We start from the raw sequence: 19154 nt of genomic DNA, 5'->3' as shown, positions 1-19154 counted from the left end.
CGCCACTCGTGGTCAGTCGGTGACGATGACGTGCAGCGTGCGGGGACCGTGCACGCCCTCGACACGGTCGAGTTCGATGTCGCTGGTCGCGCTCGGACCGCTGATCCAGGTCAGCGGGCGGACGTGCAGCCCCGCCTCGATCAGTCGCGCCACCGCAGCGGGGACATCGTCGACGATCTGGTCCACCCGCACCACGCAGATATGCACGTCGGGAACCAGGCTCAGCGCCCGCCGACCCTGTCCGGCGCCATGGGACAGCACGATGGTGCCGGTGTTGGCGATCGCCACCGTCGCCGTCGTGACCACCGCGTCCACCGTGTCCAGGGTGGAGGGTGTCAGGTCGTTGTCGACAACCCAGCATGCGCACCCGGGCCACGCCTCGATCACCGCGGCGTCGGCCAGCACCCGACCCAAGCCGGCCGACGCCCTGGCGATCGCAGGCCCGGCGTCGTCGACCCGCTCGACCCGGGCTCGGTAGTCGGCGACGCGCTCCAGGAACCGCTCGACCGGCGCGAGATCGCCGGTGCCGACAACGGCACCGTAAGTCCATGGCACCTCGACGGCGGCGGGCCGGTCGCGTAGAGCCGCCCGGATCCGGCCGAGGATCTGATCGCGTGCCTCACTCATCGACGCCACCCTGCGTGCGCTGCCACCACGACCGGAACGACTCCGTCGGCGGCACCGGCGCGTCTCGCGCGTCCGACCATGCTCCGGCCGGCCACGGTAGCGACCGCATCGTCTCCTTGCCACCCATCACCCTGCGCAACACGTGTGCGCCGACGCCGACAGCCTTCTCGGCGGCGTGCAGTCTGCGGTGGTCGGCCAGTATCCAGCCGGCAACCTTCATCGTCAGCTGTTCGGCGGACGGCAGCCCGCCGCGGTCTTCGTCGACCACCCTGGTGCGCAGGTGTACCAACATCGACGGGATGTCGATGCGGACCGGGCACACGTCGAAACACGCACCGCACAGACTGGAGGCATACGGCAGAGATCGGTCGACATCGCTGGAAGTCCCGCGCAGCTGTGGTGTCAGCACCGCGCCGATCGGACCGGGATACACCGATCCGTAGGCATGACCGCCGGTGCGTTCGTACACCGGGCACACGTTCAGGCATGCCGAACACCGAATGCAGCGCAGCGCATCCCGGCCCTCGACGTCGGCGAGCACCCGTGTACGGCCGTTGTCCAGCAAGACGATGTGCACATGTCGGGGACCGTCACCGTCGGACACGCCGGTCCAGATGGAGGTGTAGGGGTTCTCCCGCTCGCCGGTACTGCTGCGCGGCAGCACCTGCAGCATCACCTCCAGATCGCGCCACGACGGCAGCACCTTCTCGATGCCGACCACCGAGATCAGCGTCTCGGGCAAGGTCAGGCACATCCGCCCGTTGCCCTCCGACTCGACCACGACCAGGCTCCCGGTGTCGGCGATGGCGAAGTTCGCACCCGAGACTGCCACCTTGGCGCGCAGGAACTTCTCCCGCAGATGCAGTCGCGCCGCCTCGGCCAGCCGGCGGGGATCGTCGGTGAGGTCACCCGGCGCCGGCCGCCCCGCTTTCCCCATCTCGCGCAAGAAGATCTCCCGCACCTCGGCACGGTTACGGTGGATCGCCGGCACCAGGATGTGGCTGGGCCAATCGCCGCCGAGCTGCACGATGAGCTCGGCGAGGTCGGTCTCCCACGCGTCGATGCCGGCGGCGGCCAGCGCCTCGTTGAGTTCGATCTCCTGGGTGGCCATCGACTTGACCTTGACCACCTCGCGGGCCCCGGCGGCCCGGACCAGATCCACCACGATGCGGTTGGCTTCCTGCGCGTCGCGGGCCCAGTGCACCACGGCACCGGCAGCGGTGGCGTTGGCCTCGAACGCCGCCAGGTGTTCGTCGAGCCGATGCAACGCCGCATCTTTGATGGCCGCGGCCGCCACCCGCATCTGCTGCCAGTTGTCCAGCTCGTCGACGACGCGGGCGCGTTTTCCGCGGATGATTCCGGTGGCGTGGGTGAGGTTGCGTCGCTGGACCGAGTTGGCGAGGGCGGCTCGGGCCGCCTCGGGGAACTTCGGCAGGCCGAGGAACTCGCCGGTGACGCCGACATGGGGATGGCCGCTCATGCGGTGCGGGCCCCGGTCGCGGCCAGGACCTCCGCCAGGTGCATCACCCGCATCCCGCTGCGCTGCCGCGACAGCAGGCCACCGATGTGCGCCAAGCAGGAATTGTCCCCGGCCACCAGAACTTCCGCACCCGTGTCTTGAGCCGCCCTGGCCTTGTCCGAACCCATGGCCACCGAGGTGTCGGCGTTCTTCACCGCGAAGGTCCCGCCGAATCCGCAGCACTGGTCGGCGCGCGGCAGCTCGACGAGGTCGATTCCGCGCACCGCTCTCAGCAGGGTCAGCGGACGGTCGGCGACATGCAGCATCCGCAGCGAGTGGCACGTCGGGTGGTAGGTGACGCGGTGCGGGAAGTACGCCCCCACGTCGGTGACGCCGAGGACGTCGATCAGATACTCCGAGAGCTCGTAGACCCTCGGCGACACCTCGGCCACGGCATCGTGCAGCGCCGCATCGCCGGACCGGGCGGCCACACCGCGGTGCTGGTGGCGCACCGAGCCGACGCAGGAGCCCGACGGCGCGATCACAGCGTCGTAGCCGGCGAAGGTCGCGACGAAGTTGCGGACTGCCGGGATGGCCTCAGCGGCATATCCGGTGTTGGTGAACATCTGTCCGCAGCACGTCTGCTCGACCGGGAACTCGATGTCGCAACCGAGCCGGCGCAGAAGGCGCACAACGGCTTTCGGGGTCTGCGGCCACATGACGTCGTTGTAGCAGGTCGCGAACAACGCTACCCGGGGCCGCGTCACGGCAGCGTCCGCGACCGTGGCGTCGACTGGAGACCCACACGTGGGCACAGTACGACCAGCAGGCCCAGGATCCACGGGATCACCCCGAGGCTGTCGGCGACGGGCGCGAGTTCCGGCATGTGCATTGCCACCCCTCTGTGGCGACCTGTTGCGGTCAGACCACTACTACCGTCGACACATTATGACCGACTCAGACACCGTCGCCGAACGTCCGACCCGCCCGGTGTGGGAGCCACACACCCGGGTGCGGTCCCACCAGCTGGTGGTCGACGCGCGCGATCAGTGACCTGCGCGGTGGCCGCCACCGGTCATACTGGCGTCATGGCAGACAAAGGCGGCAGGCCGGTACGCACCGGACCCGAGCGGATCCGCAAACTTGCCCAGGCGGCGCTCAACGCCGACGTCACCGTCGAGCAGGTGGACACCATCCTGGAAGGACTCAGCGAGACGCTGGAGGACCTGAACAGCTCGACCGCCAACCTGGACCTGACGCTGGAACGGTTCAACGACACCATCAACAAGATCAACGAACTCGCACCCCGGCTGCACGGGGTCGTCGACCGGATGGAGGGGGTCGTCGGCCGGGTGGAGCGCATCGTCGGTATCGGCGAGTCGGTGATCTCCCCGCTGACGGCGACCGAGCAGGTGATCCGCGGTGCGGTGGACAAGGTCCGCCGCAGCACGGGGCTGTGACCTCCGGTGATCTCAGCGGCGACTAGCCACTGTTGCGCAGTGCGGTGGCCAGCCCGCTCATGGTGAGCAGGATGCCGCGTTGGACGAGTTCGTCCTCATCTCCGCTGCGGTATCGGCGCAGCAGCTCCACCTGAAGATGATTGAGCGGTTCCAGGTACGGGAACCGGTTGAACACCGACCGGGCCAGCGCCGGGTTGTCGGCGAGTAGATCGTCCTGGCCGGTGATCAGTTCGTGCATGCGGATGGTGCGGGCATGTTCGTCGACGATCTTGTCGAACACCCGTCTCCGTAGCGCCTCGTCCTCGACGAGTTCGGCGTAGTGCGCGGCCAGGCCCAGATCCGATTTCGCCAGCACCTGCGCCATATTGGACAGCACGGTGGCGAAGAACGGCCATCGGCGGTACAGGTCCTGCAGCACGCCCAGACGTTCTTCGCTGCCCGGCCCCTCCCCCACGTACTCGGCGAACGCGGTTCCGGTGCCGTACCAGCCCGGCAGCATCACCCGCGACTGGCTCCAGGCCAGCACCCACGGGATCGCCCTCAGGTCGGAGATCGAGGTGGTCGGTTTGCGTGAGGTGGGCCGGCTGCCGATGTTGAGCGCGCCGATCTCGCTGACCGGCGTGGAGGCTTTGAAGTACTCGACGAAACCTGGTGTGTCGTGCACGAGGTCGGCATAGGCGCGCTGTGCGCGTGCCGCCAGGTCGTCGAGCACCTGGTAGGCCGGATTCGCCGCATCACCGAGCCCTTCGACGTCGAGCAGGGTGGCCTCCAGCGTGGCCGCGAGCAGTGTCTCCAGATTGCGGTGGGCGATCCTGGGCTCTGCGTACTTGGCGGCGATCACCTCGCCTTGTTCGGTGATCCGCAGAGAGCCCTGGACCGCGCCGGGCGGCTGGGCCAGGATCGCGTCGTAGCTGGGGCCGCCGCCACGACCGACCGTGCCGCCACGACCATGGAACAGCCGCAACCGAATTCCGGTCTTGCGTGCCGACTCCACCAGGTCCAGCTCCGAACGGTACAACGCCCAGTTGGCTGCCAGGTACCCGCCGTCCTTGTTGGAGTCCGAGTATCCGAGCATCACCTCCTGGCTGTCGCCGCGAGCGGCGACAACCGCCCGGTAGAGCGGAAGATCAAGGGCCGCTTCCAAAATGGACGATCCGCGTTGCAGGTCGTCGATCGTCTCGAACAGCGGCACGATTCCGACGGGCGCGTAGGGGTGCTCCGGCGAGGCGTCCAGCAGCCCGGCCTCCTTGAGCAGGATCGCCGCTTCGAGCATGTCCGAGACGGACTGGCACATCGAGATGATGTAGTTGGGAACGGCCTGAGGTCCGAACACGTGCACCGCGCGGGCGGCCGCCGCCACGATGTCGAGTTCCTTGCGCGCCAGCTCGGACAGGTCGGCGTCCGGGCCGGTCAGCGGCCGGCGGGTGGCCAGTTCGGCGACGAGGATCTCCACCCGCTCCGATTCGCCCAGCGACGCATAGTCCGGATGCACCCCCGCCCACGCCAGCAACTCCGCAACGACCTCCTCGTGCACATCGGAGTTCTGCCGCATGTCCAGCCCAGACAGGTGAAACCCGAACACCCGCACCGCTTCCCGCAGCCGGGCCAGCCGGTCGTCGGCCAGCAGCGCACTGCCGTTGGCCCGCAACGACGTATCAACGGTGTCGAGGTCGCCCAGCAGCTCGGCAGGTGTCGCATAGGGCTCCATACCCAGATCGAGTTCGTACTCGGGTTGCCGGTCCAGAATCTGGCGCGCGGTCGCGGTCAGCCGTGCGTGGACCACGCGCAGCGCGCGCCGGTACGGTTCGTCGGCCCGGGCCGGTTCGTGGCAGGCGTCGGCCAGCGTGGCGAGCCCGTCGCTGACGTGGACCAGCCGCACCGACATCGACAGTTCCTGCTCGAGTGCGGTGAGCTCGGCGAAGTAGTGCGCGAACGCGGTGTACGCCGCGCTGCCGGTCGCCAGCCGGACCACCTCGGCGGTGACATTCGGATTGCCGTCGCGGTCGCCACCGATCCAGGAGCCGGGTCGCAGGATCGGATCGTCGAGGATGCCGGCATCCGGCCACCGCGCCTGCAGCGCCGAGCGCACCTCGGCGTTGACCTGCGGGATGACCTCCAGGAACGCCGCCGCGTAGTAGCGCAGACCGGTCTCGATCTCGTCCTGGATCTTCAACCGAGACAACCGGATCAGCGCGGTCTGCCACAACGTGAGGATGTGACGGCGCAACTCGCGGTCGATGTCGCCGCCGTCTGCGGTGGTGTTGTGACCGTGCAGCCGCAGCCTCATCAGCTCGGTGATGCGGTGCTGGGTGTCGAATACGGTGCGGCGCCTGGTCTCGGTGGGGTGCGCGGTGATGACCGGGGACACCACCGCCCCCACCAGCGCTTCGGCGACGTCGGCGGCATCCAGTGCGGCGCCGTCGAGCTTGAGATAGGTGGCCGCAAGGCTGCTGTCCTGCGGGGGTTCACCGGCGGCCTCGTGCACGGCGCGGCGGCGTTCCCGGTGGATGTCCTCGGCGACGTTGGCGAGCAGGGCGAAGTGGGTGAACGCCCGGATCACCGGAATCGCGAGTTCGACGTCCACACCGTCGAACAGCTTGGCCATGTCGGCACGGTCGATCTCGGAGCGCCGCACCCGGAACGCCTCCACCCGGGCGCGCTCGACGAGATCGAAGACGTCGTCGCCGTTCTGTTCGCGGACCGTGTCGCCGAGAATCGCTCCCAGCAGCCGGATGTCCTCGCGCATCGGCTCGCTGGCTTCCCGGCCCACCTGGGTGCGATGCACCGAGCCGATGGGTTCGAGCATGCTGTCGGGCGCATCGGAAGTCTGGGGCATCGATAGATTATCTCCGCTGCCCGAGGTGGCCGCAGACCGAGGCGGGTCATGCGGTCGGGCGGATCGTCAGGTGGTCGGGCGGATCCTCAGGTCAGCCGTACTTGATCTGCAACGCCATGCCGACGATGCAGACGACCCAGATCCCGGTGACGAACAGGGTCAACCGGTCGAGGTTCTTCTCCACCACGGTGGAGCCGGACAGGCTGGACTGCACCCCGCCACCGAACAGGCTGGACAGACCGCCGCCCTTGGCACGATGCAGCAGAACCAGGAGGACGACCAACACGCTGGTCACGACCAGGATGATCTGCAGGGCGGTTTGCATGGGGGTGAGTTTACCGAAGGAAGCCGGTGGCTACGGCAGCGGTCCGCCCGCGGCGATCGCCGACAGCGTCGCGAACTGCTCGGCATCCAGCGACGCACCACCCACCAGGGCGCCGTCGACATCGGGTTGGCCGACGATCTCGCCGACGTTCTTGGCGTTCACCGAACCACCGTAGAGCACCCGCACCCCGGCGGCGAGCTCCGGTGAGGCCAGGTTGCCGAGTTCCTCCCGGATGGCCTTGCATACTTCCTGCGCATCCGCGGCACTGGCCACCCGGCCGGTGCCGATCGCCCACACCGGCTCGTAGGCGATGACCGCCCGGCCGATCTGCTCGGCCGACAACCCCGCCAGGGAGCCGCGCAGCTGGTTGACGTTGTACTCGACGTGGTTGCCGGCCTCACGGACGTCGAGGTGCTCCCCGATGCAGATGATCGGCGTGAGCCCGTGCTTGAACGCTGCCGCGGCCTTGGCCGCGACCAGAGCGTCGTCCTCATGGTGGTAGGTACGCCGCTCGGAGTGGCCGACGACGGCGAACGTGCAGCCCAGTTTGGCCAGGAACGCACCGCTGATCTCGCCGGTATAGGCGCCGGAGTCGTGGCGGGACACGTCCTGGGCACCGTAGGTCAGCCGCAGCTTGTCACCGTCGACCAGGGTCTGCACACTGCGCAGATCGGTGAACGGCGGGATGACGGTCACATCGACCTTGTCGAAGTACTTGTCCGGCAACGAGAATGCGATCTTCTGTACCAGCGCAATCGCCTCGAAGTGGTTCAGGTTCATCTTCCAGTTGCCGGCGATCAACGGCGTACGCGACACGTAGGTCTCCTCGTTCAGGACGACAGGATCTTGATACCGGGCAGCTCTTTGCCCTCAAGGTATTCCAGCGACGCACCGCCGCCGGTGGAAATATGGGAGAAACCGTCCTCGGGCAGTCCGAGCTGCCGCACCGCGGCGGCCGAGTCCCCGCCGCCGACGACGCTGAACGCGCCCTTGCCGGTGGCGCCGATGATGGCCTCGGCCACTCCCTTGGTGCCGGCGGCGAACGCCGGGAACTCGAACACCCCCATCGGGCCGTTCCAGAAGATGGTCTTGGCGTTGGACAGCAATGCGGTGAACCGCTTGACCGATTCCGGTCCGATGTCGAGGCCCATCTTGGCGTCCGGGATCTTGTCTGCGGCGACGGTCTCGGCCGGCGAGTCGGCCGAGAACTTCTCGGCGACCACGATGTCGACCGGCAGGTGCAGCACGTCGCCGTAGTCGTTGAGCAGCTTGCGGCAGGTGTCGATCATACTTTCCTCGAGCAACGAGCTGCCCACGGAAAGCCCTTGCGCGGCAAGGAAAGTGAAGCACATGCCACCGCCGATGACCAGGCTGTCGGCCTTGGTGGCCAAGTTCTCGATCACGGCCAGCTTGTCGGACACCTTCGACCCGCCCAGCACCACGGCGTAGGGACGCTCGGTGGATTCGGTCAGCTGTGCGAGCACCTTGACCTCGGTGTCGACCAGCCGGCCCGCGTAGTGCGGCAGCAGGGTCGCGACGTCGTAGACCGACGCCTGTTTGCGATGCACCACCCCGAATCCGTCGGACACGAACGCCCCGTCATCGCCGACGAGCTCGACCAGCGCGCGAGCCAGACCGAGTCGCTCGGCGTCGTCCTTGCTGGTCTCGCGCGGGTCGAAGCGGATGTTCTCCAACAGCAGGATGTCGCCGTCGGTCAAGCCCTCCGAGCGGGCCAGCGCGTCGCTGCCGACCACATCGCCGGCCAGCTGCACGTGCCGGCCGAGCTTCTCGCCCAGCGCCGCGGCGACCGGAGCCAGGGAGAACTTGGGGTCCGGCTCGCCCTTGGGCCTGCCGAGGTGGGCGGTGACGACAACCTTGGCGCCGGCGTCGCTCAACGCCTTCAGGGTCGGCACCGAGGCGATGATGCGCCCGGGATCGGTGATGGTCTCACCGTCGAGGGGGACGTTCAGGTCCGAGCGCACCAACACGCCCCGCCCCGTCACCCCTTCGGCGAGAAGATCGTCGAGTGACTTGATGCCCATCGCGCTGTTGTTCTCCCGTCGCTTCGCGCCGGCCGCGGTCTACAGCGACTTGCCGACCAGGCCGACCAGGTCGACCAGACGGTTGGAGTAGCCCCACTCGTTGTCATACCAGGAGACCACCTTGGCCTGGTTGTCGATGACCTTGGTCAGGCCCGCATCGTAGAGCGAGCTATGCGGATCGGTGACGATGTCGCTGGACACGATCGGTGCGTCGTAGTACTTGAGGATGCCCTTCAGCGGCCCGTCGGCGGCAGCCTTCATGGCGGCGTTGATCTCATCGACGGTCGCCGACTTGCCCAGCTCGGCGGTCAGATCGGTGACCGACCCGGTGGGGATCGGTACCCGCAGCGCGTAGCCGTCGAGCTTGCCCTTGAGTTCGGGCAGCACCAGCCCGATGGCTTTGGCGGCGCCGGTGGAGGTCGGCACGATGTTGATGGCGGCGGCACGGGCGCGGCGCAGATCCTTGTGCGGGCCGTCCTGCAGGTTCTGGTCCTGGGTGTACGCGTGGATCGTCGTCATCAGACCCTTGACGATGCCGAACTCGTCGTTGATCACCTTGGCCAGCGGGCCGAGGCAGTTCGTGGTGCACGACGCGTTGGAGATGATGTTCTGGCTGCCGTCGTACTTGTCGTCGTTGACGCCGAGCACGATCGTGATGTCCTCGTCGGTGGCCGGCGCGGAGATGATGACCTTCTTGGCGCCGGCGTCGAGGTGACCCTGGGCCTTGTCGCGCTTGGTGAAGATGCCGGTGGACTCGACCACGACGTCGACGCCGAGGTCGCCCCAAGGCAGGGCGGCTGGGCCTTCCTTGACTTCGAGGGCCTTGATCTTGGTGTCGCCGACGACGATGGTGTCCTCGCCTTCGAGGCTGACGTCGTAGGGCAGCCGGCCCAGGATCGAGTCGAACTTCAGCAGGTGCGCCAGAGCGGCGTTGTCGGTGAGGTCATTGACCGCGATGATCTCGATGTCGGTGTTCTTGCCTTCGGCCTTCTGCGCATCCAGTGCGCGGAAGAAGTTGCGCCCGATACGACCGAAGCCGTTCACGCCTACCCGGATCGTCACGTGTCTCTCCTCTGCATTCCTTGAACTGCTCGATCGTTGAACTGCGCCGTCGACTGCTCGGCAATCAGCCTAGTGGTTCACCGCACCGCTGCGCGCGGTCGCCCCTGGGGCGATGTCAGAGCATTCCCAGACTCTGGTCGACATACGGGCTGCCCAGCCATCCTCGGCGGATCCGCTGCAGTGTGCCGTCCTCCTCCAGTTCGGCTTGGGCGACCTGAAGTCGCGCCAGCAGCTGCTGGTCGGCGGGGTTCACCGCGATGGCGATGTCCTCCACCGACAGGCCCCGCTGCACCACCTCGACTCCGGGCACCTGCCGGACGAGTTCGGTGAGCACCGGCGCCAGTGTCAGGACTGCGTCGCAGCCACCGGTGAGCAGATCGGCGATCGCCGTCGTCACCGCCCCGTAGTCGTAGACCCGGACACGCGCAGCCTTGCCGGCACCGACCAACTCCTCGGCGACCGGCTCACCGGTGGTGCCGCGCTGCACCCCTATCGTGCGACCCGCCAGATCGTCGACCGACCGGACCTCAGGCAGGCGGGCGGTGTCGACCGCCAGCGCCTGCCCGGAGATCAGGTAGGGCGGCAGGAAGGCCGCCTTGCGTTCCCGTTCCGGGGTCACCGTTATTCCGGCGATCACGCAGTCGTAGTCGCCGGCGGCGAGTCGGTCGAAGATCCCCTCGAAGTCCGCCCCGTCGTAGGGAACGAACTCGACGTCCTCGGAGAGGGCGTCCGCGAGTGCCGTCATCACGTCGATGTCCAGCCCCGTCTGCCCGGGCATCGCAGTGAAGGGCGGGTCCGGATAGGCCACCCCGACCCGTAGAACACTCATGCCGACCACGGTATAGAAGGCGTCCTCGGTCCATGACCGTCCGGGTGACAACCGCACGGCGCTCGATACGCTGCCGGCTGAAACCCGCGGCCCCCGATCAGGCGTCTTCGAGCAGGTCCGGGGTGACGGCCGACTCGGTGTCCGGGATGCCGTCCAGTTTGGCCTTGCGATCGGCCATCGAGAGCAGGCGCCGGATGCGGCCGGCCACAGCGTCTTTGGTCATGGGCGGGTCGGCGAGCCGACCGAGCTCCTCCAGGGAAGCCTGCCGGTGCGCGACGCGCAGACTGCCTGCGGCGGCGAGGTGGTCGGGCACGGTGTCGCCCAGGATCTCCAGTGCGCGTTCCACCCGGGCGGCCGCGGCGACGGCGGCACGCGCCGAACGCCGCAGATTGGCGTCGTCGAAGTTGGCGAGCCGGTTGGCGGTGGCGCGCACTTCACGTCGCATCCGACGCTCTTCCCATGTCAACCGGGTGTCCTGGGCGCCCATCCGGGTGAGCAAGGCACCGATGGCCTCACCGTCGCGGACCACGACGCGGTCACTGCCGCGCACTTCCCGGGCTTTGGCGCTCACGCCGAGCCGACGGGCCGCCCCGACCAGCGCCAGCGCCGCCTCCGGCCCCGGGCAGCTCACCTCAAGCGCCGAGGAACGACCCGGCTCGGTGAGCGATCCGTGGGCCAAAAACGCTCCGCGCCAGGCGGCTTCGGCATCCGCGACGCTTCCACCGACCACCTGTGCAGGCAGTCCTCGCACCGGCCGTCCACGCAGGTCGAGTAGCCCGGTCTGCCGCGCCAAGGCTTCACCGTCCTTGGCCACCCGGACCACGTAGCGCGTGCTCTTGCGGATGCCGCTGGCCGACAGAACATGGACCACCGCGTTGTAGCCGTACAGGTCGTAGATGTCCTTACGCAGCCGGCGCGCGATGATGCCCAGATCGACCTCCGCTTCCACCACGACCCGGCCGGACACGATGTGCAGCCCGCCGGCGAAACGCAAAAGCGAGGCCACCTCGGCGCGACGCGCGCTCACCGAGTTGACCACCAACCGGCTGAGCTCATCCTTGACCTCGGCTGTCATCGCCACGGGTCGTCACCTCTCGGTCCGTTCACTGTCGGGGTGGGCACGGTCGGCTGCGAAAAGCCCTGCTTCGTGCCGTCGGGCGCCATACCGCGCTTGCGAACCCCCTCCAACGCCGCGGCCAGCCTCGCCGGGTCATGTAAAGGTGTACCAGGTCTGGATACGTCAGCAAACTCCACGTCGGCGTCGAGGATGGTGGCGGTGCGGCGCAGCTGTTCGCGCTCACGCTCACTGGGCACCCGGGCCGAGTCGACGATGATGTCATGCACGGTGAATCCCGGCGCATGCTGTGCCAGCACGTGGATATGACGCTCGACCGAGAAGCCGGCCGTCTCCCCCGGCTCGGCCACCAGATTCAGCACCAGCGCACGCCGTGCGGTGGTGGCCTGCAGCGCCGCGACCAGTTGGGGCACCAGAACGTGGGGGATCACGCTGGTGAACCACGACCCAGGGCCGAGGACCACCAGATCGGCGTTCATGATCGCGTCGACGGCCTGATGGGTGGCCGGCGGATCGGCCGGCAACAGCCGCACCCGGCGAACCTTCCCCACGGTCGTGGCGATCGCGACCTGCCCTCGGATCGCCCGGCTGACCCGCGGGTCGGACTCCAATCCGACCACGTCGGCCTCGATGCCGAGACCGACCGGGCACATCGGCAGCACCCGGCCCTTGACGCCGAGAATGCGTCCGAGCTCGTCGAGAGCAGCCACCGGATCGGCGAGCACCTCGTTGAGGCCGGCGAGGATCAGATTGCCGATCGGGTGGCCGGCCAACGCCCCGCTGCCGCCGAAGCGATGTTGGATGATGGTCGCCCACAGCCGGCCATGCGGACTGTCGGAAGCCAACGCGGCCAATGCCATTCGCAGATCACCGGGCGGCACCACGTCGAGTTCGCCGCGCAGCCGACCCGACGATCCGCCGTCGTCGGCGACGGTGACCACCGCGGTCACGTGCGGGGTGAGCCGGCGCGCCGCCGACAGGGTCGCGTACAGACCGTGCCCGCCGCCGAGCGCGACGATGCGTGGGCTCATCTGTCCTCCTCGCGCGCGCACTCATTCATTCGCGCCCCAGGTCACGATGCAACACGCGCACCGTCAGGTCGGCATCCTGAAGACGTTCGGCGAGCGCTTCGGCCATTGCGACGCTGCGGTGCTTGCCACCTGTGCAGCCGATGGCAACGGTCATGTAGCGCTTCCCCTCCCGTCGGTACCCGTCGATCACCACGTCCAACAACTGATGGTAGGAGTCGAGGAACTCGACCGCGCCGGGTTGGCCGAGCACGTAGTCGCGCACCTCGTGGTGCTGACCCGTGTGCGGCCGCAGGTTGTCCACCCAGTGCGGATTGGGCAGGAACCGCACGTCCATCACCGTGTCGGCGTCCATCGGCAACCCGTACTTGTACCCGAACGACTCGACGGTCACGTTGATGTGTGCCACGGTCTCGGCGGCGAACGCCCGTTCGATGCTGTCGCGCAGCGCATGCACCGACAGCGAGGAGGTGTCGATCACCAGGTCCGCCGAAGCCCGCACCGGTGCCAGCATCGCGCGTTCGGCGGCGATGCCCTCGGCCAGAGTCTGATCGCCCTGCAGCGGATGGCTGCGGCGGTTCTGCTCGTACCGGCGCACCAGGATGTCGTCGGAAGCTTCCAGGAACACCACCCGCGGCACGATGTCGCGGGTACCCAACTCGGTGCGCACCCAGTCCAGATCACCGGTGAAGCCGCGCGAGCGGACGTCCATGACCACGGCGAGCTGGGTGATCCGCGAGCCCGCAGCCAGCCCGAGGTCCACCATCCGCGCGATCAGCTCAGGGGGCAGGTTGTCGGCCACATACCAGCCGAGATCTTCGAGCACCTTGGCTGCCGTCCCGCGCCCGGCGCCCGAAAGACCGGTCACCAGGACGACGTCTATTCCACTCTCGTTGGCCGCGCCGGCATCGCCAGCGCTGGTGTCGGCCGCACTGGTGTCGTCCGCTGTGGTGTCGGCCGCGGTGGTGTCGTCCGCGGTGGTGTCGGCCGCCCTGGTGTCGTCCGCTGAAGCCTCAAGACCCACGTCATCGCCGGCGTCGCCGGCTCCCCCGCGCAGCTTCTCGTGCATGCCCTGTTCTGTCATCCCGATACCCTGCTCTGATCATTGCCGATATCCGTGGTCACCGCGTCGGAATCGGCCGCGGCGTCGGCCATGGAATCTGGTGGTCTGCGCGCTGCCACGGCCTCGGCGACAGCCTCGTCTCCGGAATCGTCTCCGGGATCGGCTGCCGTGTCGACTCCGAGTGCTTCCAGCACGGCGCGCGCGGTCGCCGCGCCGATCCCCGGCACCGCGGTGATCTCGTCGATGTCAGCCTGTCGGAGCCGGGCCAGTGACCCGAAATGCGTCACCAAGGCCTTGCGGCGATGCTCCCCGAGACCGCGCACCGAATCAAGCGCCGATGCGGTCATGCGCTTGGACCGCTTGCTGCGGTGGTACGAGATCGCGAAGCGGTGCGCTTCGTCACGGACCCGCTGCAACAGGTACAACCCGTCGCTGTTGCGCGGGAAGATGACCGGATCGGGCTCCGACGGAACCCACACCTCTTCGAGTCGCTTCGCCAGTCCGATGACCGCGACGTCGGAAATGCCCAACTCGTCGAGGACGGCCTGGGCGGCGTTGACCTGCGGAGCGCCGCCGTCGACGACGAACAGATTGGGCGGGTAGGCGAATCTGCGCGGTCTGCCTTCCGGAGCCGCCCCGGAGGTGACATCGGTGTGAGCCGCCATCTCGCCGGGTTCGTGGGCGTCGCGCAGGTGACGGTAGAACCTGCGCCGCGTCACCTCGGCGATCGACGCCACGTCGTCGGACCTGCCGTCCCCGGCTGCCTCCCGGATCGCGAAGTGCCGGTAGTCGGATTTGCGGGGCAGCCCGTCTTCGAAAACCACCAGCGACGCGACCACATCGGTGCCCTGCACGTGACTGATGTCGATGCACTCGATTCGCAGCGGAGCGTCGGCGAGCCCGAGGGTATCCTGAATACTCTGCAGCGCAGCACTTCTCGCGGTGAAGTCGCCGGCCCGCTTCAGCTTGTGCTGGTTGAGCGCACCTTCGGCGTTGCGTTTCACGGTCTCGGCCAGCGCGCGCTTGTCCCCGCGCTGGGGCACGCGCAGCAGAACCCGGGACCCGCGCAGCTGCGACAACCAGGTCTCCAGCTCGTGCGCAGTCTCGGGAAGCACCGGGACGAGGACCTGCTTGGGGACGGGATTGGTCGCCTCGTCGCCGCCTCCGTCACTGGCACCGCCGAGTTCGGCCTGATCTCCGTAAAACTGGGTGAGGAACTGCTCGACGAGGTACTCGAGCGTGGATTCGCCGGGCTCACCGGACTTCTCGATGATCCAGCCACGCTGTCCGCGGACCCGGCCGCCGCGGACGTGGAACACCTGGACCGCAGCTTCGAGCTCGTCGTCGGCGAAGGCCACGACGTCGGCATCGGTGCCGTCGCCGAACACCACGGTCTGCTTCTCCATCGCCCGGCGCATGGCGCCGATGTTGTCGCGCAGCCGTGCGGCCCGCTCGAAGTCCAGCTGTTCGGCCGCGGCTGTCATCTGCTGTTCCATCTCACGGATCAGCCGGTCGGTCTTGCCGGCCAAAAAGTCGCAGAAGTCCGACACGATGCGCCGGTGCTCGTCGGCACTGACCCGTCCGACGCACGGTGCCGCACACTTGTCGATGTAGCCCAGCAGACAAGGACGGTCAATCTGATTGTGTCGCTTGAACACTCCGTTGGAGCAGGTACGGGCCGGGAACACCCGGGTCAGCAGGTCGAGGGTCTCGCGGATGGCCCAGGCGTGCGAGTAGGGACCGAAGTAGCGCACCCCTTTGCGACGTGGACCGCGGTACACCTTCAACCGCGGGTACTCCTCGTTGAGGGTGACCGCAAGCACAGGATAGGACTTGTCGTCGCGGTAGCGGATGTTGAACCGCGGATCGAACTCCTTGATCCAGTTGTACTCAAGTTGCAGCGCCTCGACTTCGGTGCTGACCACGGTCCACTCGACGCTGGCGGCGGTGGTGACCATCTGCCGCGTCCTGGGCGCCAGACCCGCGACGTCGGCGAAGTACGAGTTGAGCCGAGAGCGCAGGCTCTTGGCTTTCCCGACATAGATGACCCGCCGGTGCGGGTCACGGAATCGATAGACACCCGGTTCGACGGGGATCGACCCGGGCGCGGGTCGGTACGTCGCTGGATCGGGCACGGGTCCCAGGTTACTGCCGAGCTCCGACGCGCCTGCGCACTCCCGGGGCGGCGGCACCTGCCGCCGGCCTGGTATCGGCCGCCGGCGGACCGGGTGTCCGTCAGCCGCGCACGGCTCGGTTCACCGCCGGGATGCGCCGACGTCGCGCTGATAGCGCCGCAGCAGGGCCCGCACCTGATCCATCGACTCGACCGCGCGCCCCTTGTCCACCGCCTGGATCGCCATCACCGGGACGTATTCGTCATCGGGCAGGTCCAGTCGGGCCCACCTCGCGCCGCGATGGAACGAGACGTCGACCACCTGATCCCACGGAAAAAGCCGGTAGCCGAACAGGTTTCGCACCGCCACGCCCGAGGCGCCGATGCGTAGCCGGGGCCGGGCGAACAGCGACACGAAGCCCCCGATCACGACGCCGACCATCGCGATGGCGACCTGGTCCCAGGTGCGGAAGACCACACCCGTGGACCCCACCTTGAGCAAGGCGCCGACGATCACGTGCGCAGCCACGATCAGCGCCGCCGCGCCGTAGGCGAAGTACGGCGTCAGGTGCGGCTTGACCACGAGGTCCCAGCGGCCCTTCTGCCCATCGTTCATGAACCGGATCTCAACTGACGCAAGGTCAGCGCCGTCGACAGCGCCGCGGCAGCGGCCTGGGCGCCCTTGTCCTCGGCAGAGTCGGGCAAACCTGCCCGGTCCAGTGCCTGATGCTCGGTGTTGGTGGTGAGCACACCGTTGGCGATCGGCCTGGACGCGTCCAGCGACACCCGGGTCAGGCCCTGCGTCACGGCGTCGCAGACATAATCGAAATGGGGTGTCTCACCGCGGATCACGACCCCCAGCGCCACCACGGCATCGTGGTCGCGGGCCAGCTCCTGCGCGACGACCGGGATCTCGATGGCGCCGAGCACCCGCACCACGGTGGGGTCCGGGATGCCCGCGGCTGCGGCCACCCGGCGGGCGCCCTCGAGCAAGGCGTCGCAGATGGTCTCGTGCCAGGTGCTGGCGACGATGCCGAGCTTCAGCCCTTCGGCGTCGAGGGCGGGGAGGTCGGGCACCCCGGCAGCCGGACTCACACCGCACCGCCGAACTCGCCGGGCACGGCCTCGTCGAAGTCCTCCAGCCCGACCAGGTCATGCCCCATCCGGTCGCGCTTGGTCATCAGGTAGCGGATGTTCTCCGCGTTCGCCCGAACCGGCAGCGGCACGCGCTCGATGATGTTCAGCCCGTAGCCGTCCAGTCCGACCCGCTTGGCCGGGTTGTTGGTCAACAAGCGCATCGACCGCACACCCAGATCGACGAGGATCTGCGCCCCGGTGCCATAGTCGCGCGCGTCGGCCGGCAGACCGAGCTTGAGATTGGCATCGACGGTGTCGTCGCCGGCATCCTGCAGCTGATAGGCCTGCAGCTTGTGCATCAGGCCGATGCCGCGGCCCTCATGTCCGCGCATGTAGAGCACCACACCGCGGCCTTCCCGGGCCACCATCGCCAGCGCCGCGTCCAGCTGCGGACCGCAGTCACATCGCCGGGATCCGAACACATCGCCGGTGAGGCACTCCGAGTGCACCCGAACCAGCACGTCGTGCCCGTCGCTGTTGGGCCCCGCGATCTCGCCCTTGACCAGGGCCACGTGCTCGACGTCCTCGTAGATACTGGTGTAACCGACCGCGCGGAACTCGCCGTGGCGAGTCGGGATGCGGGCCTCGGCCACCCGCGCAATGTGCTTCTCGTGCTTGCGCCGCCACTCGATCAGGTCGGCGATCGAGATCAGGGCGAGGTCGTGTTCGTCGGCGAAGATCCGCAGTTCATCGGTCTGCGCCATCGCCCCCTCGTCCTTCTGGCTGACGATCTCGCAGATCGCGCCGGCCGGTTGCAGTCCGGCCAGCCGGGCCAGGTCGACGGCGGCTTCGGTATGGCCGGGACGGCGCAGCACGCCGCCGTCCTTGGCGCGCAGCGGTACCACGTGACCGGGTTTGGCGAAGTCGTCGGCGACGGCTTCCGGGTCGGCCAGCAGCCGCATCGTCGTGGCCCGGTCCATTGCCGAGATGCCGGTTCCGACACCTTTTTTGGCGTCGACCGTGACGGTGTATGCGGTGCCGTGCTTGTCCTGGTTGACCGCGTACATCGGTAGCAGGCCGAGCCGGTCGCAGATCTCTCCGGCCAGCGGTACGCACAGATAGCCCGAGGTGTAGCGGACCATGAACGCGACCAACTCAGGGGTCGCCTTCTCGGCGGCGAAGATCAGGTCGCCCTCGTTCTCACGGTCCTCGTCATCGATGACGACCACGGCCTTGCCCGCGGCGATGTCGGCCACCGCCCGCTCGACCGAATCCAGCCTGGTCATCCTCACCACCTTGCCGGTTCCCCGCCGGAACCTCGTGTCAATGCTCTTCAGTATGAACCACGGGGTGGCGCCGGTTATTGCCCGCCGGTCCGGTCGGTCCCCGGTCCGGCGGCGGCCGCGGCGCGCAGACCGCCCGCTGCCGTCATTCGCCGGCGGGAACGTCTTTGCGTTCGAGCTTGTGTTCGAGCAACCGCTCGACGTATTTGGCGATGACGTCGACCTCCAGGTTGACATGCGCGCCGATGTCGGCGTGGCCCAGCGTGGTCATCCCCAGGGTGGTGGGAATCAACGACACCTCGAACCAGTCGGGGCCCAGCGCCGACACCGTCAGCGAAACCCCGTCAACGGTGATCGAGCCCTTCTGGACCACGTAGCGCGCAAGCGCTGCGGGCAACGCGATGCGGACCACCGTCCAGTGCTCGGAGGGAGCACGGGAGATGATGTGCCCGGTACCGTCGACGTGGCCCTGCACGATGTGACCACCGAGCCTGCTGCTGACCGCGGCGGCGCGCTCCAGGTTCACCTTCGTGCCGATATCGACGCCGCGCAGACTCGACCGATTCAACGTCTCGTCCATGACGTCGGCGGTGAACGATCCGTCGGCGAGCACATCGACCACGGTCAGGCAGACACCGTTGACCGCGATCGAATCGCCGTGCCCGGCATCCGAAGTCACCACCGGACCGCGGATCACCAGCCGGGCGGAGTCACCGAGGTTCTCCTTGCCGACGACCTCACCCAGCTCTTCGACGATTCCGGTGAACACGGTGACCACCTTAAAGCGTCCCGGCAGCAAACGACGTCGCCGCCGGATCGGGGATGCGCCGGATCGATGCCGGACCGACACCTCCCGACGCGCCGAAAGTGCAGTT

At 68.1% G+C, this 19154-nt stretch carries 18 protein-coding genes; 1 reads left to right on the top strand and 17 read right to left on the bottom strand.

The window, feature by feature from the left end; genetic code table 11:
- Window positions 1-12: 12 nt before the first annotated feature.
- Genes ACNUDN_RS12865 through ACNUDN_RS12855 form a run of 3 tightly spaced genes read right to left on the bottom strand, consistent with a single transcriptional unit; the run spans window position 13 to window position 2853 of the window.
- The gene (locus tag ACNUDN_RS12865) at window positions 13-627 is read right to left on the bottom strand and encodes a LutC/YkgG family protein (RefSeq protein WP_419122304.1); all 615 of its coding nucleotides are present in this window, start codon (window positions 625-627) and stop codon (window positions 13-15) included.
- Entirely contained in the window at window positions 620-2107 is a 1488-nt protein-coding gene (locus ACNUDN_RS12860; protein ID WP_419122303.1) for a lactate utilization protein B, read from the bottom strand. The genes ACNUDN_RS12865 and ACNUDN_RS12860 overlap by 8 nt, the downstream gene beginning before the upstream one ends.
- On the bottom strand, window positions 2104-2853 hold the full coding sequence (locus ACNUDN_RS12855; RefSeq protein WP_419122302.1) for a (Fe-S)-binding protein: 750 nt from the start codon (window positions 2851-2853) through the stop codon (window positions 2104-2106). The genes ACNUDN_RS12860 and ACNUDN_RS12855 overlap by 4 nt, the downstream gene beginning before the upstream one ends.
- A gap of 321 nt (window positions 2854-3174) precedes the next feature.
- On the opposite strand from ACNUDN_RS12855, the gene ACNUDN_RS12850 reads away from it, so the two are divergent.
- Window positions 3175-3546 carry an ATPase gene (locus ACNUDN_RS12850; RefSeq protein WP_419122300.1) on the top strand — a complete coding sequence of 124 codons (372 nt, stop codon included), beginning with the start codon at window positions 3175-3177 and terminating at the stop codon, window positions 3544-3546.
- Between the two features lie 22 nt (window positions 3547-3568).
- On the opposite strand, the gene ppc is transcribed toward ACNUDN_RS12850, so the two are convergent.
- From ppc to ACNUDN_RS12780, 14 genes are all read right to left on the bottom strand, one after another.
- Complete coding sequence (gene ppc / locus ACNUDN_RS12845) at window positions 3569-6382, bottom strand: phosphoenolpyruvate carboxylase (protein WP_419122299.1); 2814 nt, start codon at window positions 6380-6382, stop codon at window positions 3569-3571.
- A gap of 91 nt (window positions 6383-6473) precedes the next feature.
- The gene (gene secG, locus ACNUDN_RS12840; protein ID WP_419122298.1) at window positions 6474-6707 is read right to left on the bottom strand and encodes a preprotein translocase subunit SecG; all 234 of its coding nucleotides are present in this window, start codon (window positions 6705-6707) and stop codon (window positions 6474-6476) included.
- 30 nt (window positions 6708-6737) lie between these two features.
- Complete coding sequence (tpiA, locus tag ACNUDN_RS12835) at window positions 6738-7523, bottom strand: triose-phosphate isomerase (RefSeq protein WP_419122297.1); 786 nt, start codon at window positions 7521-7523, stop codon at window positions 6738-6740.
- A gap of 14 nt (window positions 7524-7537) precedes the next feature.
- Entirely contained in the window at window positions 7538-8749 is a 1212-nt protein-coding gene (locus ACNUDN_RS12830; protein ID WP_419122296.1) for a phosphoglycerate kinase, read from the bottom strand.
- A gap of 39 nt (window positions 8750-8788) precedes the next feature.
- Window positions 8789-9811, bottom strand: coding sequence for a type I glyceraldehyde-3-phosphate dehydrogenase (gene gap, locus ACNUDN_RS12825; protein WP_419122295.1), 1023 nt, complete (start codon window positions 9809-9811; stop codon window positions 8789-8791).
- 115 nt (window positions 9812-9926) lie between these two features.
- Window positions 9927-10640, bottom strand: coding sequence for an ABC transporter substrate-binding protein (locus ACNUDN_RS12820; protein ID WP_419122294.1), 714 nt, complete (start codon window positions 10638-10640; stop codon window positions 9927-9929).
- Between the two features lie 97 nt (window positions 10641-10737).
- Window positions 10738-11715, bottom strand: a complete 978-nt coding sequence (gene whiA / locus ACNUDN_RS12815; protein WP_419125138.1) for a DNA-binding protein WhiA — start codon at window positions 11713-11715, stop codon at window positions 10738-10740.
- Window positions 11712-12746, bottom strand: coding sequence for a gluconeogenesis factor YvcK family protein (locus tag ACNUDN_RS12810; protein WP_419122293.1), 1035 nt, complete (start codon window positions 12744-12746; stop codon window positions 11712-11714). Before ACNUDN_RS12810 ends, whiA begins: the two co-directional genes overlap by 4 nt.
- Window positions 12747-12771: 25 nt before the next feature.
- Entirely contained in the window at window positions 12772-13827 is a 1056-nt protein-coding gene (gene rapZ, locus ACNUDN_RS12805) for an RNase adapter RapZ (RefSeq protein WP_419122292.1), read from the bottom strand.
- Window positions 13824-15941 carry an excinuclease ABC subunit UvrC gene (uvrC, locus tag ACNUDN_RS12800; protein ID WP_419122291.1) on the bottom strand — a complete coding sequence of 706 codons (2118 nt, stop codon included), beginning with the start codon at window positions 15939-15941 and terminating at the stop codon, window positions 13824-13826. The genes rapZ and uvrC overlap by 4 nt, the downstream gene beginning before the upstream one ends.
- Before the next feature lie 120 nt (window positions 15942-16061).
- On the bottom strand, window positions 16062-16535 hold the full coding sequence (locus ACNUDN_RS12795; protein ID WP_419122290.1) for a PH domain-containing protein: 474 nt from the start codon (window positions 16533-16535) through the stop codon (window positions 16062-16064).
- On the bottom strand, window positions 16532-17014 hold the full coding sequence (gene ribH, locus ACNUDN_RS12790; RefSeq protein ID WP_419122289.1) for a 6,7-dimethyl-8-ribityllumazine synthase: 483 nt from the start codon (window positions 17012-17014) through the stop codon (window positions 16532-16534). The genes ACNUDN_RS12795 and ribH overlap by 4 nt, the downstream gene beginning before the upstream one ends.
- Window positions 17011-18282, bottom strand: coding sequence for a bifunctional 3,4-dihydroxy-2-butanone-4-phosphate synthase/GTP cyclohydrolase II (locus ACNUDN_RS12785; protein WP_419122288.1), 1272 nt, complete (start codon window positions 18280-18282; stop codon window positions 17011-17013). The genes ribH and ACNUDN_RS12785 overlap by 4 nt, the downstream gene beginning before the upstream one ends.
- A gap of 142 nt (window positions 18283-18424) precedes the next feature.
- On the bottom strand, window positions 18425-19048 hold the full coding sequence (locus ACNUDN_RS12780; protein WP_419122287.1) for a riboflavin synthase: 624 nt from the start codon (window positions 19046-19048) through the stop codon (window positions 18425-18427).
- Window positions 19049-19154 lie beyond the last annotated feature (106 nt).

Source organism: Mycobacterium sp. smrl_JER01, from assembly GCF_048513595.2.
Lineage (GTDB): Bacteria > Actinomycetota > Actinomycetes > Mycobacteriales > Mycobacteriaceae > Mycobacterium.
Note: the sequence above shows the minus strand (reverse complement) of the source record. Positions and strands in the feature narration are given on the sequence as shown.